This is a genomic window from Ramlibacter henchirensis (assembly GCF_004682015.1).
In the GTDB taxonomy this organism is placed as follows: Bacteria; Pseudomonadota; Gammaproteobacteria; order Burkholderiales; family Burkholderiaceae_C; genus Ramlibacter; species Ramlibacter henchirensis.
Genome location: NZ_SMLM01000001.1, coordinates 1,248,374 through 1,262,380, shown reverse-complemented (window position 1 = coordinate 1,262,380; position 14,007 = coordinate 1,248,374). Strand labels below are relative to the sequence as shown.

The following is a 14,007-nucleotide window of genomic DNA, read 5'->3' as shown; positions in this document are numbered from 1 at the left end:
AAGGGCAGAACTCGAAGGCGGACAACGCGCCCCCTTGCATCAAGCGGGGTTCGCAAGCCGCCCATCCCGGCCACCTGGCCACACGATCTCTCCCAACCAGCAACCAAGGACCTCTCGCATGAAGATCACCAGCAAACTCAGCACGCTCGCGGCGGCCATTGCCCTCACCACGGCAGCAGGTCTCGCGGTGGCGCAAAGCTCCAGCAGCTCCGGCACGTCGGGCGGAGGCAGCTCGGCCAGCGGCAGCTCGGGCGGCAGCAGCACCTCGGGCACGGGCGGTAGCGGCGGCGCTGGCGCTTCCACGGGCAGCAGCGGCTCGAGCACGGGTTCGGGCAGCACCGGCACGCTCGGCGCGAGCTCGGGCAGCACCAGCCGTCCGGATTGCGTGAACACGGCGCAGGCGGGCACTACGGGCAGTAGCGGTTCCAGCAGCGGCAGCAGCGGAACGTCCGCGATGGGCGCGTCGGGTAGCAGCAGCAGCAGCTCGCCCAGCTCGAGCAGCTCGCCCAGCTCGAGCAGCTCGCCCAGCTCGAGCAGCTCGCCGAGTACGAGCAGCGCGAGCGCGTCGCCCAGCTCGAGCAGCTCGAGCAGCTCTCCGAGCTCGAGCAGCTCGCCGAGCACCAGCAGCGCCAGTGCGTCGCCCAGCACCAGCAGCTCGCCCAGTTCGAGCAGCTCGCCGAGCACAAGCAGCGCCAGTGCGTCGCCAAGCACGAGCAGCTCGCCCAGCACCAGCAGCGCCAGCGCCTCGCCCAGCACCAGCAGCTCGCCCAGTTCGAGCAGCTCGCCGAGCACCAGCAGCGCCAGCGCCTCGCCGAGCACGAGCGGCTCGACCGGCATGGGCGCGAGCGGCTCCACCACGACGGCGGGCAGCGCTCGCACCGACTGCTGACGCAGCAACCGTCATCCCCGCGAACGCGGGGATGACGCCACAGGCGCTTCCTACTTCAGCGCCTTGAAGCGCATGCGCTTGGGCTTGGCACCTTCCTCGCCCAGGCGCTTCTTCTTGTCGGCCTCGTACTCCTGGTAGTTGCCGTCGAAGAACACCCACTGGCTGTCGCCCTCGGCGGCCAGGATGTGGGTGGCGATGCGGTCGAGGAACCAGCGGTCGTGGCTGATGACCATCACGCTGCCCGCGAACTCCAGCAGCGCGTCTTCCAGCGCGCGCAGCGTTTCCACGTCCAGATCGTTCGACGGCTCGTCCAGCAGCAGCACGTTGGCGCCCTGCATCAGCGTCTTGGCCAGGTGCAGCCGGCCGCGTTCGCCGCCGGACAGCGTGCCCACCTTCTTCTGCTGGTCGCCGCCGTTGAAGTTGAAGCGGCCGCAGTAGGCGCGGCTGGCCATCTGGAACTTGCCCACGGTGATGATGTCCAGGCCGCCGGAGACGTCCTCCCAGACAGTCTTGTCGTTGGCCAGCGCGTCGCGGCTCTGGTCGACGAAGGACAGCTTGACGGTCTTGCCGATCTTGACGGTGCCCGCATCGGGCTTCTCGCGCCCGGCGATCATCTTGAACAGCGTGGACTTGCCGGCGCCGTTGGGGCCGATGATGCCGACGATGGCGCCCGCGGGCACCTTGAAGCTCAGGTTGTCGATCAGCAGCCGGTCGCCGAACGACTTGGAGACGCCCTCGAATTCGATCACCTCGTTGCCCAGGCGCTCGGCCACCGGGATGAAGATCTCGTTGGTCTCGTTGCGCTTCTGGTAGTCGATGTCGCTCAGTTCCTCGAAGCGGGCCAGGCGCGCCTTGCTCTTGGACTGGCGGCCCTTGGCGTTCTGCCGCACCCACTCCAGTTCCTTCTTCATGGCCTTGGCATGGGCTTCCTCGCCCTTCTGCTCGGCCTCCAGGCGCGCTTCCTTTTGCTCCAGCCAGGTGCTGTAGTTGCCCTTCCAGGGGATGCCGCGGCCGCGGTCCAGTTCCAGGATCCACTCGGCGGCGTTGTCCAGGAAGTAACGGTCGTGGGTGATGCCCACCACCGTGCCGGGGAACCGGGAGAGGTACTGCTCCAGCCATTCCACCGACTCGGCATCCAGGTGGTTGGTGGGCTCGTCCAGCAGCAGCATGTCGGGCTTGGACAGCAGAAGGCGACACAGGGCCACGCGGCGCTTCTCGCCGCCCGAGAGGTTCTTGATCACCGCGTCCCAGGGCGGCAGCCGCAGCGCGTCGGCCGCGATCTCCAGCAGGTGCTCGGTGTCGCTCTCGGCGCCGGCCGCGGAGATGATGGCTTCGAGCCTGTGCTGCTCCTCGGAGAGCTTGTCGAAGTCGGCGTCCGGCTCGGCGTAGGCGGCGTAGACCTCCTCCAGCCGCTGCTTGGCCTCGTTGACCTCGCCCATGCCGCCTTCCACCGCCTCGCGAACGGTCTGCTCCGGCTCGAGCTTCGGCTCCTGGGGCAGGTAGCCGATCTTCAGGCCCGGCATCGCGGTGGCCTCGCCCTCGATCTCCGTGTCGATGCCGGCCATGATCCTGAGCAGCGTCGACTTGCCCGAGCCGTTGAGGCCGAGCACGCCGATCTTCGCGCCGGGGAAGAACGACAGCGAGATGTCCTTCAAAATCTGCCGCTTCGGCGGCACGATCTTGCCGACGCGGTTCATGGTGTAGACGTACTGGGCCATTGCGGGTGTCTTTTGCGGGCGAAACCCGCGATTATCCCGCTTCGGCTCGGGCAGCGTGGGAGAGTGGGTGCCGATGGGGCGCGCGCCAAGGGCGGCGGCCCCGGCCCGGAAGAGGATCAGTCCTTCTTGCCGAGGCTGTTCTTCAGCGCAGCCTTGGCGACCTGGTCCAGCGCATCGTCCACCACCGGCCGGTCGGCGATCACGCGCAGGGTGCCCGACGAACGCAGCCGCTCGAGCGTGCGCCGCGACATCGAGTGGGCGGTGCCGGCCAGCGCGGTGAACATGAACAGCGTGCCGTGCGGGCTGGCCCAGGTGAGCTGCACGCGGGTCCACTGCCCTTCCACCATCAGGTCGGCCCAGGTGCCGGTGCGCAGTTCGCCCGCACCGGCCGCCACGGGCTCGGCCGCCGGGGCGGTTGCCGGCATTTCGGAGAAGACGAAGTCCTGCGGCAGCACCGATTCGTGGTCGACCCAGCCGGATTCCTGCACTTCGCTCTCCGCCAGCCAGGGCTCGCCGGCCTCCTCCGAGGGCTGCGAAGGCTGCGCCGACTCGATGGCCTCGGCGCGCTTGCGGTCCTCTTCCTGCGCGTCATGGAGCGCCGCGGCGTGCAGGGCCATCAGGTTGTCGAGGAAGCGCTGCGCCAGCTCGGGCGGGTAGTCGATGCGCTCCAGGCCTTCCTTCACCTTGGCCACGAGCGCGGGGACCATCTGCGCCAAGCGGCGCGCTCGGCGACGCTGCGAGGTGGACTTCTGCACGCTCCAGACCAGGTCGTCCACCATCGCGCGGTAGCCGAAGGGGTCGTCCGAGCCGTCGGTGCAGCTGAGCTGCGCCTCGGCCACCACCTGCGCCCAGGATCCCTTGAGGAAGTCGACCACGAAAGGCGGCACGTCCAGCCCCGCCGTCGCGTTGTCGAAATCGGCGGCGAGCTTCTGCGCGAGCAGGTTGCGCTGCTCGGCATGCAGCAGGGCGCGCGCGGCATCCTCGCGCCGATGGCGCACCGACTGGTCGTGGTCCGTCCACCCTTTTTGCAGGTGCTCGAGCATCTCGCCGAAGGTGTCGGCTTCCAGCACCTTGCTTTCGGTGAGCCAGCGCGACGCGTACTGCACCGACTCGAGAAAGCGCCGCCAGCCCTCCTCGCTCTCGCTCTTGAAGGCCAGGCTGCGCTGCGTCACGCGATCCAGGAACTGGCGGGCCGGATGGGTGCGATCGCTGAAGAAGCGCGAATCCTGCTGCGCGAGGCGCTGCACCGCGGGCTGCAGCTTGCGCAGCTCCGCCTTGTATGCGGGCAGCAGGCGGTCGTCCTGCGCCAGCGTGTCGAACATCAGCCGCAGCACCTCGTCGCCGAGCTGGTGGCCGATGCGGGGCGGCGGCGATTCATGTGCGATCGTGGCCTTCTCTGCGGGATCGGGCGCGGGGGCAGGCGGCGCCTTCGGCCGCTGCTCCAGCCGTTTGACCAGCGCGTCGACCTGCTTGAGCTCCTGCAGCAAGGCCATGGAGGCCGGCACCGTGTGCAGGAACTCGGGCTTGCCCGCGGGCGCGTCGAAATCGCCGGCCAGGAGCTTGCGCAGCCGGTCCAGCGTGAGCAGCGTCTTGGCCATGGCGCCCGCGGCCGGCGCTCCGCTGGCGCCGCCGCCCTGCTGGAGCTTGCCGCCGATCGGCACGGCCGGCTCGACGCCCGTGGACAGCAGCCAGTCGGACAGCTCGCGGTACAGGCGGCGCAGCTTGGCGCCGAGCAGGCCGCCTGCCGGCGCGATCAACGCCTCCCGTGCGGCGGTGCCGGGCACGTGCTTGGCCAGCGTGCGCTGCAGGGCGCGAACGAAGACGTCGGGGCGGACCGGATTGAGGCCCGGCTGGATCGTTCGCCAGCCCAGCAGCGTGCTCACCACGGAATCCAGCGCCGGCAGCACCTCGTCCACCGTCAGCGAGACCTCCTGCTGGGCGCGCGCGACCTCGATGCTCTGGTCGAGTTCGTCGTCGCCGAACAGCTGCAGGTCCTCGTAGCGGAGCACTTCGGTGGCCGACTGGTCCTTGCCGCCGCCCTCGTAGACCAGCTTCGAGAGTTCCTCGGCGAAGGTGGCCGCGACGGCCTTCGCGTTGCCCTCGAGGGCCGCGATCGCCTCCTTGACTTCGGGCTGCTGGAAGGCGGCCACGCTCTGCGGCCCGACGGGCGCGGCGCCGCGGACCAGGCCGTCCACCACCTCGGCCATCAGCGGGGCGGCCTGCTGGAGCGTGGTGGACAGGCAGTCGTTCAGCGACGGCTGAAGGGCGGTGGGGTCGTCCGCAACGCCGAGCCGCATCGAAAGGATCTTCGCCATGGTCCGGCTCATTATGTCGATGCAGCTCAGCTTTGCGAAGCGCGGGAGCCCTGCCGCGGCGCCGGAACGAGCTCCGCAATGAGAAGCATGAGACAATGTAGGCCTCCCGCGAGGAACTGCAGTCGTTCCAGCGGGCTCAGCGATTCGCTGGGGAGCCGCCGGCCCTGCTGCCGACCGTCCTCCCGCCTCCAACCCCATCTGCCTTTGACTTGCTCGGCGCCGAAAGCGCCGTACTGGCCGATACCCGGCGCCACGGTATGGCGCTCCTTTGTTCATGACATTTGAAGAACTGAAACTGGCACCGGCCATCCTCAAGGCGGTGCGCGAGCAGGGCTACGACACGCCCACCCCCATCCAGGCCCAGGCCATCCCGGCCGTGCTCGAAGGCCACGACCTCCTCGGCGGCGCCCAGACCGGCACCGGCAAGACCGCCGCCTTCACCCTGCCGATGCTGCACAAGCTCACCAATGGGCGGAGCAAGACGAACAAGTTCGGCGTCGACGGCATCGCCGCCCTCGTGCTCACGCCCACGCGTGAACTGGCGGCGCAGGTGGAAGAGTCCGTGCGCACCTACGGCAAGTACCTGCCGCTGACCTCCACCGTGATCTTCGGCGGCGTGGGCATGAACCCGCAGGTCGACCGCATGAAGCGCGGCGTCGACATCCTCGTCGCCACGCCCGGCCGGCTGCTGGACTTGCAGCAGCAGGGCTTCATGGACCTGTCGACCGTGGAGATGCTCGTGCTCGACGAAGCCGACCGGATGCTGGACATGGGCTTCCTGCCGGACGTCAAGAAGGTGCTGAACCTGCTGCCGCGCGAGAAGCAGAGCCTGCTGTTCTCGGCGACCTTCAGCGACGAAATTCGTGACCTCGCAAACTCTTTGTTACGAGAGCCCCGTAGCATCCAGGTCACACCGCGCAACACCACGGTGCAGCGCATCACCCAGGTCGTCCATCCGGTCAGCCGTGCGAAGAAGAAGCAGCTGCTCGCGCACATCATCCAGGAGCACGACTGGAGCCAGGTGCTGGTGTTCACCCGCACCAAATTCGGCGCCAACCACGTGGCCGAGTTCCTGGCCAAGCAGGGCATCACCGCGATGGCGCTGCACGGCAACAAGAGCCAGGGCGCACGCACCCAGGCGCTGGCCGGCTTCAAGAGCGGCGAGATCCGCGCGCTGGTGGCCACCGACATTGCCGCGCGCGGCATCGACATCGACGACCTGCCGCACGTGGTGAACTTCGAGATCCCGAACGTGCCCGAGGACTACGTCCACCGCATCGGCCGCACCGGCCGGGCGGGCCGCGAGGGCCAGGCGGTGAGTCTGGTCTGCCTGGACGAAGAAGGCTTCATGCAGGAGATCGAGCGCTTCACCAAGGCGGAGATCGCGGTGCATCCGGTGGAAGGCTTCGGCCCGGAATCCGGCGAGAAGGCCGAGCCCATCGCCATGGGCCGCCAGACCCTGTGGGGCGGCGCGGGCCGGCCTCCGAGCCGCGAAGTGATGAACGCTGCCGCGAAGGCGGCTCGCCAGGAAATGATGCAGCGCATCCGCGAGAACAAGGCCGGCAACGGCCCGCGCAAGCCCGCCGACGGCGAGGCGCGCGCTCCGCGCAACGGTTCCGGCAATGGCGCCGGCAACGGGCAGCAGCGTGCGAAGCCGGTGAACGGCGGCCGTCCTCCTGTCAACGGTCACAACGGCCACAACGGCTTCAATGGACAGACCGGCGGCCAGCGCCCGCCGCAGCACCAGGCGCGCCCCGATCGTGCCCTGGACGCCGACCGCGACGATCGCGAGGACGGCGAAGAGCGCGTGCCGCGCAACGTCGACCCGCTGCGCACCAGCCTGCCCACGCGCCGTGACATGACGGGCGTTCGCCGCACGTCCAACAACGGCCAGCCCGACCCCACCCGCACCAGCATCGACAGCATGGGTGCGTCCAATCGCGGCAATGGCGGTGGCGGTAACCGCAATCGCAACCGCGGGGGTGGCGGTGGCGGCGGTGGTGGCGGCTACGGAGCGCGCGGGAACCAGAACCGGCGCTACGGCTGACGCCAACGGGCCGGGCAGGTACACTGACCCGGCCATGGAACCCACGCTCGTCCAGAGAGATCCCGAAGTCCTCAGCGGCGCGCTTTGCTTCGCGGGCACGCGCGTGCCGGTGAAGAACCTCTTCGACTACCTCGAAGCGTCCTCTTCACTCGAGGACTTCCTCCATGACTTCCCCACGGTAACCCGGCATCAGGCAGTGGCCGTTCTCGAGGCCGCGCGCGTGCGGCTGGGCGCCGATGCGCCTGCTGCTTGACGAGTGCGTCCCTGCGCGCCTGCGCAATGCGCTGCCGGCGCATGAAGTCTCCACTGTCCCCGAGCAGGGCTGGGCGGGCGTCAAGAACGGGGCCCTGCTTGCCCTCGCAGCCGCTCAGTTCGACGCGCTGATCACCGTCGACAAGAACCTGCCTTACCAGCAGAGCGCGCGCAACCTGCCGGTCGCCGTGGTGGTGCTGGACTCGCCGTCCAATGCTCTTTCTGCGCTCCTGCATCTCGTGCCCGCGCTCGAAGCGGTGCTTACCGCCCTCCCGATGCGCAGCTACGTGGTCGTGCGGGCCGAAGGCTGACTCGCAGCAGCCGGGCGGCTCACGCACCCACCCGCAGCAGCCGCGCCGGCGCGTCCAGCTTGGGCAGGCGGCGGCGCGAGGCCAGCACCTGCTCGATGTCTTCCCCCGCCGCGTCGATCAGCACCAGGACGGCCTTCTCGGCCTTGCCCGCATTGCGCGCGATCACGGCATCGAGCACCGCGCGATGCAGCGGCAACGACAGGCGCGCCCCGTTCTTGCGACTGGTGGAGACCTCGAAGCTGGTGCGCAGCAGCGCGGCGAGCGCCTTGCTCATCTGCTGAAGCATGCGGTTGTGGCAGGCGCGCAGCAGGCCCTGGTGGAACAGCAGGTCGTGCGTGACGTAGTCGCCGCCCTCCTCCACCGCGCGTCGCATCCCTTGGTACGCGGCTTCGATCTCGGCGATGTCCTCGGGCGTGGCGCGCTCGGCGGCCATGCGGACCGCGGCGGGCTCGACGACCCGGCGCAACTCCTGCAGGTCGCGCAGGAACTCGCGTGTGAGGCCCACCGTCGATTGCCAGGCCACGACGTCGGGATCGAACCAGTTCCACTGCTCGGCCGGCAGCACGCGCGTGCCGACCTTGGGACCGGTGCTCACCAGGCCCTTGGCCACCAGCGACTTGACGGCCTCACGCACCACCGTGCGGCTGACGCCCAGCTCCTCGCCGAGCAGGGGCTCGGGCGGCATGGCCGCGCCGGGGGCATATCGGCCCGACATGATCGCGACGCCCAGGCGATCCAGCGTGTTGCCGTGGACGTTCTTGATCTGCGCCACGGCGGTTCAGCCGCGCAGGAACAGCGTCACCAGCGGATCGCTGCCGACCTGGGCGCTTCGGTGCCCGTGCACCGCGGGATCGAACGTGGCGCCCTCGGGCAGCAGGTCGGCCGAGTAGAAGTGCTCGCCCGGGCGGAACACGCGCGAGGTGCCGTCCTGGAGGCCGATCTCCATCGCGCCGCCGAGGATGAACACCCACTGCGTGTGCGGAGAGCAATGGAACTCGCTGCGAAAGCCCACGGGGCTGTGCCGCAGCTGGTAGCCGCCGCTGGGCATCAGCGCGGAGAGCATCGCCTGCGGCTTGCCCTCATCGAGCGGCACGGCTTCCTCGCGGAAGCGCGCTCGCCCGTCGGTATCGGTGAAGAGGACGACCTTGGTGAACTGCATGGGGGCGGTCAGCGGCATTCCGGCACCGGCGTCAGCAACGGCTTGCCGGCGAAATGCGCTGCGAGGTTGTCGAAGGCCAGCGACGCCATCGCACCACGCGTCTGCACCGTGGCACTGGCGATGTGCGGCGCGAGCACCACGTTGTCCAGCTCGCGCAGCGCAGGCGGCACGTGCGGCTCGTTCTCGAAGACATCGAGCGCGGCGCCGGCGATCACGCCCTGCTGCAGCGCCTCGACCAGCGCCGCTTCATCGACGACCGAGCCGCGCGCGACGTTGACCAGGTAGCCCTGCGGACCCAGCGCGCGCAGCACGCTCGCATCGATCAGGTGGCGCGTGGCGGCGCCTCCCGGCGTGATGACCACCAGGAAATCCACTTGCGACGCCAGTTCCGCAGCCGACGGGAAGTACGCGTACTTCACCTCCTTGCGGTTGCGGCTGGTGTACGCGATCGACATGCCGAAGGCCTCCGCGCGCTTGGCGATCGCCTGGCCGATGCGGCCCAGGCCCACGATGCCGAGCCGCGCGCCGGACATCTTGCGGGTGAGCGGCATCGCGCCCTGCGTTTCCCAGAGGCCCTGTCGCACGTAACGGTCGGCCTGCGGCAGCTTCTTCGCCACCGAGAGCATCAGGCCGATGGCGGTGTCGGCCACCTCGTCGTTGAGCACGTCGGGCGTGTGCGTGACCGGGATGCGCCGCTCCAGCGCCGCGGGCACGTCCACCTTGTCGTAGCCGACGCCCATGATGGAGACGATCTCCAGCGCGGGCAGCTGCGCCATGAGGGCACGGTCGACCAGCGACTCGCCGCCGCCCGTGACCGCCCGGATGCGCGGCGCGGCCTGGGCGAAGGCTTGCGGGTCGGTCTGGTGGGTACGGTCCAGCAACTCGAAAGACTGCCGGAGCCTTTCGAGGTAGAAAGACGGCAGCTTCATCACCGCCAGCACGGCGGGCCTGGTTGTCGAGGATGCGGTGCTCATGTTTTCCGACCGGGGTTTCCCCGGAAAAAGCGGCCGCAATCGTATGACCATAATATGAATGCAAGAACCCCGGACGAACCCCTACATGACTGATCGCAAACCCCGCAAAAAGCCCGAAGAACTCCGCAGCCAGCAATGGTTCGGCCGCATGGACCGCGACGGTTTCGCGTACCGCAGCTGGGTCAAGGGCCGCGGCGTGCCGCACGACCAGTTCGACGGCCGGCCCGTCATCGGCATCTGCAACACCTTCAGCGAGCTCACGCCCTGCAACTCGCATTTCCGCACGCTGGCCGAGCAGGTCAAGATCGGCGTGTACGAAGCCGGCGGCTTCCCGCTCGAGTTCCCCGTGATGTCGCTGGGCGAAACGCTGCTGCGTCCGACGGCGATGCTCTACCGGAACCTGGCCAGCATGGACGTGGAGGAATCCATCCGCGGCAATCCGGTCGACGGCGTGGTGCTGCTCATGGGATGCGACAAGACCACCCCTTCGCTGATCATGGGCGCTTCGTCGGTGGACCTGCCCACCATCGGCGTCTCCGGCGGGCCGATGCTCTCGGGCAAGTGGCGCGGACAGGAACTCGGTTCCGGCACCGGCGTGTGGAGCATGAGCGAGCAGGTTCGCGCCGGCACGCTCAAGCTGCAGGACTTCTTCGAGGCCGAGTCCTGCATGCACCGCAGCCACGGCCACTGCATGACGATGGGAACGGCTTCCACCATGGCCAGCATGGTGGAAGCGCTGGGCGTGGGCTTGCCGGGCAATGCCGCCTATCCGGCCGTCGACGGCCGCCGCAACGTGATCGCGCGCAACGCCGGCCGGCGCATCGTGGACATGGTGCACGAGGACCTGAAGCTCTCGAAGATCCTCACCCGCCACGCGTTCGAGAACGCCATCAAGACGCTGGCGGCGATCGGCGGCTCCACGAATGCCGTGATCCACCTGATCGCCATCGCCCGCCGCATCGGCGTGGAGCTCTCGGTGGAGGACTTCGACCGGCTGGGCAGCCAGATGCCGTGCCTGGTCAACCTGCAGCCCTCGGGCAAGTTCCTGATGGAGGACTTCTGCTACGCCGGCGGCCTGCCGGCGGTGATGAAGGAGATCCGCTCGCACCTGCACCTGGACTCCATCACGGCCAACGGCGCCACCGTCGGCCAGAACATCGAGACCGCGCAGAACTTCAACGCCGAGGTGATCCAGCCGCTGGAAAAGCCCTTCAAGGACAAGGCCGGAATCGCCGTGCTGCGCGGCAACCTCGCGCCGCGGGGGGCCGTCATCAAGCCGAGCGCGGCCACGCCCAAGCTGATGGTGCACAAGGGCCGGGCCGTGGTGTTCGAGAACATCGAGGACTTCCACAAGCGCATCGACGACGAGAACCTCGACGTCGACGAGAACTGCGTCATGGTGCTGAAGAACTGCGGCCCCAAGGGCTACCCCGGCATGGCCGAGGTGGGCAACATGCCGCTGCCGCCCAAGGTGCTGCGCAAGGGCATCACCGACATGGTCCGCATCAGCGACGCGCGCATGAGCGGCACGGCCTACGGCACGGTGGTGCTGCACACCGCGCCGGAAGCGGCGGCAGGCGGCCCGCTGGCGGTGGTGCGCAACGGCGACATCATCGAGCTCGACGTGCCCAACCGCCGCATCCACCTGCACATCTCCGACGAGGAGCTGCAGGCGCGGCTGAAGGCGTGGACGCAGCCGGCCCCGCCGCTCTCGTCCGGCTACTGGAAGCTGTACGTCGACCACGTGCTGCAGGCGGACGAAGGCGCGGACCTGGATTTCCTGCAGGGCAAGCGCGGGGCGTTCGTGCCTCGGGACAACCACTGAATGTTGGCGGGGCGCTGCATTGCTCCCTCTCCCCTCGGGGGAGAGGGCTGGGGTGAGGGGCACGCGCGGCACTTGAGCAAGCACAGCGTTCGGTGCGGCACCGCGCGTGCCCTCACCCCAACCCTCTCACAGAGGGAGAGGGAGTGAAAACCTTCATTGCCCTCGACTGGGGCACCTCCTCCCTTCGCGCCGCACTACTCGACTCTGGCGGCGCCGTGCTCGAGCAATGGCACAGCGACGAGGGCATCCTCCACGTGCCCGCCGGCGGCTTCCCCGCCGCCTTCCAGCGCATCGTGCAGGGCTGGCCCGTCGAATCCGGAATGCTCTGTCTCGCCAGCGGCATGGTCGGCAGCCGCCAAGGCTGGCAGGAAGCGCCCTACTGCCCCTGCCCCGCCGGCCCTGGCGAACTCGCCGGCCGCATCGCCTGGTTGCCGGACGCGCCTTCGGGCGCGCGCCTGGGCATCGCGCCCGGGCTGTGCACGAACCACTGCGGCATGTACGACGTGATGCGCGGCGAGGAGGTGCAGGTCTTCGGCGCGCTCGAACTCCTCTCGCGCGACAGCGGCACCTTCGTGCTGCCGGGCACGCACAGCAAGTGGGTGCGCGTGCGGCAGGGCCGCATCGAGGCCTTCTCCACCTTCATGACCGGCGAGGTCTACGGGCTGCTGCGGCGCCACTCCATCCTCGCCCGCACGCTGCCCCAGGACGACGGCGCACTGGACGAGTCGGCCTTCCTGCGCGGCGTGATGCATGCGCGGCAAGCAGGCAGTTTGCTGCACGGGGCATTCGCGGCGCGAACCGCATCGCTCTTCGACCAACTCGCGCCCGCCGCGCTGCCCAGCTACCTGTCCGGGCTGGTGATCGGCGAGGAACTGCGCGCGCAGCATCTCGAGAACAGCGGCGCCGAGCTGGTGCTGGTCGGCGCGCCGGCGCTCACGCAGCGCTACGAGCTGGCGCTGCGCACCTTGGGACTGCACTCCTCCTCGCTCGGTGACGAGGCCACGTGGCGCGGGCTGTGGTCGCTTGCGCAAAAGCTGGAACCCGCATGACGCATGACAACGCATTTGAGAACGCGATGGCCGCGCTGCCGCTGGTGGCCATCCTGCGCGGCATCACGCCCGCCGAAGCCCTGCCCGTCGGCCAGGCCCTGGTCGACGCCGGCTTTCGCCTCATCGAGGTGCCGCTCAATTCCCCCGAGCCGCTCAAAAGCATCTCCGCCCTGGCCCGTGCATTTCCGCAGGCCGTGATCGGCGCGGGAACGGTGCTGCGCCGAGTCGAGGTCGGCCCGGTGCAGGCGGCTGGCGGGCGCCTGGTCGTCGCGCCCAACTTCAGCGCGGCCGTCGTGCAGGAAGCGCGCGAGCTGGAAATGGCCTGCCTCCCCGGCGTGGCCACGCCCACGGAAGCCTTCGCTGCCCTCGACGCAGGCGCCACCGGCCTGAAGCTCTTCCCCGGCGAAATGATCTCGCCGGCCGCGGTGACGGCACTGCGCGCCGTGCTGCCGCCGGGCACGCTGCTGCTGCCCGTGGGCGGCATCACCCCCGGCAACGCATCGACTTACCGCGCCGCGGGCGCGGACGGGCTGGGCATCGGCTCGGCGCTGTACAAGCCCGGCCGGCCGCCGCATGAAGTGGCTGCCAGCGCGCGCGCTTTTGCAGATGCATGGGCGGGTACGATTCGCGCATGACCGCGCCCGCTTCGTCCGCATCCGCTTCTTCCGACATCCGCTTCGGCCTGCAGGGCCGCATCTGCATCGTCACCGGCGCTTCGCAGGGCATCGGCGAAGCCTGCGCGCGGCGCTTCGCGCGCGACGGCGCGGTGCCCGTCATCGCGGACATCGATGCCGCGCGCGGCCAGGCACTGGCGAATGAACTCGGCTGCCTCTTTGTCCCCTGCGATGTCGGTGACAAGGCCCAGGTCGACGCGCTGGTCGCGCAGACGGTGCGCAAGTACGGCCGCATCGACGTGCTGGTGAACAACGCCGGCATCTTCAAGGCATCGGACTTCCTGGAGCTCAGCGAAGCGGATTTCGACGCCGTGCTGCGCGTCAACCTCAAGGGCTCGTTCCTCGCAGGCCAGGCCGTGGCGCGCGAGATGGCCAAGGCGGGCAAAGGCGCGATCGTCAACATGAGCTCGGTCAACGCCGTGCTCACCATCCCCACCATCGCCAGCTACAACGTGAGCAAGGGCGGCATCAACCAGCTCACGCGCGTGATGGCGCTGTCGCTGGCCGACAAGGGCATCCGCGTCAACGCCGTCGCGCCGGGCACGATCGCGACGGAACTGGCTGCGAAGGCGGTGCTCACCAGTGAAGAAGCGAAGCAGCGCATCATGAGCCGCACGCCGATGAAGCGGCTGGGGGAGCCGTCGGAAGTGGCGGATGCGGTGGCCTGGTTGGCGAGCGATGCTTCGAGCTACGTCACCGGTGAGATCGTCGTGGTCGACGGCGGCCGGATGACGTTGAACTACACCGTGCCCGTCTGATCTCCCCGCAGGGGCTGCGTCCGCGCGGAATAGCAT

The 14,007-nt window shown here is 69.1% G+C and carries 13 protein-coding genes; 7 read left to right on the top strand and 6 right to left on the bottom strand.

Going from position 1 to position 14,007, the window contains the following annotated elements:
* Nucleotides 1-39: 39 nt before the first annotated feature.
* The 3 genes from EZ313_RS06270 to EZ313_RS06260 all read right to left on the bottom strand — a co-directional run bounded on the left by EZ313_RS06270 (nt 40) and on the right by EZ313_RS06260 (nt 4,922).
* A complete protein-coding gene (locus EZ313_RS06270) occupies nt 40-897 on the bottom strand; it encodes a hypothetical protein (protein WP_135262333.1) in 858 nt (285 codons plus the stop codon).
* A gap of 42 nt (nt 898-939) precedes the next feature.
* Nucleotides 940-2,607: an energy-dependent translational throttle protein EttA gene (gene ettA / locus EZ313_RS06265; RefSeq protein WP_135262332.1), complete on the bottom strand. Its 1,668-nt coding sequence runs from the start codon at nt 2,605-2,607 to the stop codon at nt 940-942.
* Between the two features lie 116 nt (nt 2,608-2,723).
* Nucleotides 2,724-4,922, bottom strand: a complete 2,199-nt coding sequence (locus tag EZ313_RS06260) for a DUF1631 family protein (RefSeq protein ID WP_167772535.1) — start codon at nt 4,920-4,922, stop codon at nt 2,724-2,726.
* Nucleotides 4,923-5,196: 274 nt separating this feature from the next.
* On the opposite strand from EZ313_RS06260, the gene EZ313_RS06255 reads away from it, so the two are divergent.
* From EZ313_RS06255 to EZ313_RS06245, 3 genes are read left to right on the top strand one after another with little or no spacing between them, the layout of a single operon-like run.
* Nucleotides 5,197-6,969 carry a DEAD/DEAH box helicase gene (locus tag EZ313_RS06255; RefSeq protein WP_135262330.1) on the top strand — a complete coding sequence of 591 codons (1,773 nt, stop codon included), beginning with the start codon at nt 5,197-5,199 and terminating at the stop codon, nt 6,967-6,969.
* 34 nt (nt 6,970-7,003) lie between these two features.
* The gene (locus tag EZ313_RS06250; protein ID WP_135262329.1) at nt 7,004-7,222 is read left to right on the top strand and encodes a DUF433 domain-containing protein; all 219 of its coding nucleotides are present in this window, start codon (nt 7,004-7,006) and stop codon (nt 7,220-7,222) included.
* Nucleotides 7,206-7,532 carry a DUF5615 family PIN-like protein gene (locus EZ313_RS06245; protein WP_135262328.1) on the top strand — a complete coding sequence of 109 codons (327 nt, stop codon included), beginning with the start codon at nt 7,206-7,208 and terminating at the stop codon, nt 7,530-7,532. Before EZ313_RS06250 ends, EZ313_RS06245 begins: the two co-directional genes overlap by 17 nt.
* Before the next feature lie 19 nt (nt 7,533-7,551).
* Here the strand turns inward: EZ313_RS06245 and EZ313_RS06240 are convergent, their stop codons facing one another.
* The 3 genes from EZ313_RS06240 to EZ313_RS06230 are packed head-to-tail and all read right to left on the bottom strand — an operon-like array spanning nt 7,552 to nt 9,665.
* Nucleotides 7,552-8,304 (bottom strand): FadR/GntR family transcriptional regulator, encoded by a 753-nt coding sequence (locus tag EZ313_RS06240; protein WP_135262327.1) that lies wholly within the window; start codon nt 8,302-8,304, stop codon nt 7,552-7,554.
* Nucleotides 8,305-8,310: 6 nt separating this feature from the next.
* Complete coding sequence (locus tag EZ313_RS06235; RefSeq protein ID WP_240788541.1) at nt 8,311-8,709, bottom strand: cupin domain-containing protein; 399 nt, start codon at nt 8,707-8,709, stop codon at nt 8,311-8,313.
* Entirely contained in the window at nt 8,700-9,665 is a 966-nt protein-coding gene (locus tag EZ313_RS06230; protein WP_135262326.1) for a 2-hydroxyacid dehydrogenase, read from the bottom strand. Before EZ313_RS06230 ends, EZ313_RS06235 begins: the two co-directional genes overlap by 10 nt.
* A gap of 85 nt (nt 9,666-9,750) precedes the next feature.
* Between EZ313_RS06230 and EZ313_RS06225 the strand changes: the two genes are divergently transcribed.
* From EZ313_RS06225 to EZ313_RS06210, 4 genes are all read left to right on the top strand, one after another.
* Nucleotides 9,751-11,490: an IlvD/Edd family dehydratase gene (locus EZ313_RS06225; protein WP_135262325.1), complete on the top strand. Its 1,740-nt coding sequence runs from the start codon at nt 9,751-9,753 to the stop codon at nt 11,488-11,490.
* Between the two features lie 143 nt (nt 11,491-11,633).
* Nucleotides 11,634-12,539: a 2-dehydro-3-deoxygalactonokinase gene (locus EZ313_RS06220; RefSeq protein WP_135262324.1), complete on the top strand. Its 906-nt coding sequence runs from the start codon at nt 11,634-11,636 to the stop codon at nt 12,537-12,539.
* Entirely contained in the window at nt 12,536-13,174 is a 639-nt protein-coding gene (locus EZ313_RS06215) for a 2-dehydro-3-deoxy-6-phosphogalactonate aldolase (RefSeq protein ID WP_135262323.1), read from the top strand. The genes EZ313_RS06220 and EZ313_RS06215 overlap by 4 nt, the downstream gene beginning before the upstream one ends.
* Nucleotides 13,171-13,971, top strand: a complete 801-nt coding sequence (locus EZ313_RS06210; protein ID WP_135262322.1) for an SDR family NAD(P)-dependent oxidoreductase — start codon at nt 13,171-13,173, stop codon at nt 13,969-13,971. The genes EZ313_RS06215 and EZ313_RS06210 overlap by 4 nt, the downstream gene beginning before the upstream one ends.
* The last annotated feature ends 36 nt before the right edge of the window (nt 13,972-14,007 follow it).

What these genes read in the sequence shown, in the direction of transcription:
- ettA (WP_135262332.1), bottom strand. Translation starts at nt 2,607, where the DNA reads ATGGCCCAGTACGTCTACACCATGAACCGCGTCGGCAAGATCGTGCCG.
- EZ313_RS06260 (WP_167772535.1), bottom strand. Translation starts at nt 4,922, where the DNA reads ATGGCGAAGATCCTTTCGATGCGGCTCGGCGTTGCGGACGACCCCACC.
- EZ313_RS06255 (WP_135262330.1), top strand. Translation starts at nt 5,197, where the DNA reads ATGACATTTGAAGAACTGAAACTGGCACCGGCCATCCTCAAGGCGGTG.
- EZ313_RS06250 (WP_135262329.1), top strand. Translation starts at nt 7,004, where the DNA reads ATGGAACCCACGCTCGTCCAGAGAGATCCCGAAGTCCTCAGCGGCGCG.
- EZ313_RS06245 (WP_135262328.1), top strand. Translation starts at nt 7,206, where the DNA reads ATGCGCCTGCTGCTTGACGAGTGCGTCCCTGCGCGCCTGCGCAATGCG.
- EZ313_RS06235 (WP_240788541.1), bottom strand. Translation starts at nt 8,709, where the DNA reads ATGCCGCTGACCGCCCCCATGCAGTTCACCAAGGTCGTCCTCTTCACC.
- EZ313_RS06230 (WP_135262326.1), bottom strand. Translation starts at nt 9,665, where the DNA reads ATGAGCACCGCATCCTCGACAACCAGGCCCGCCGTGCTGGCGGTGATG.
- EZ313_RS06225 (WP_135262325.1), top strand. Translation starts at nt 9,751, where the DNA reads ATGACTGATCGCAAACCCCGCAAAAAGCCCGAAGAACTCCGCAGCCAG.
- EZ313_RS06215 (WP_135262323.1), top strand. Translation starts at nt 12,536, where the DNA reads ATGACGCATGACAACGCATTTGAGAACGCGATGGCCGCGCTGCCGCTG.
- EZ313_RS06210 (WP_135262322.1), top strand. Translation starts at nt 13,171, where the DNA reads ATGACCGCGCCCGCTTCGTCCGCATCCGCTTCTTCCGACATCCGCTTC.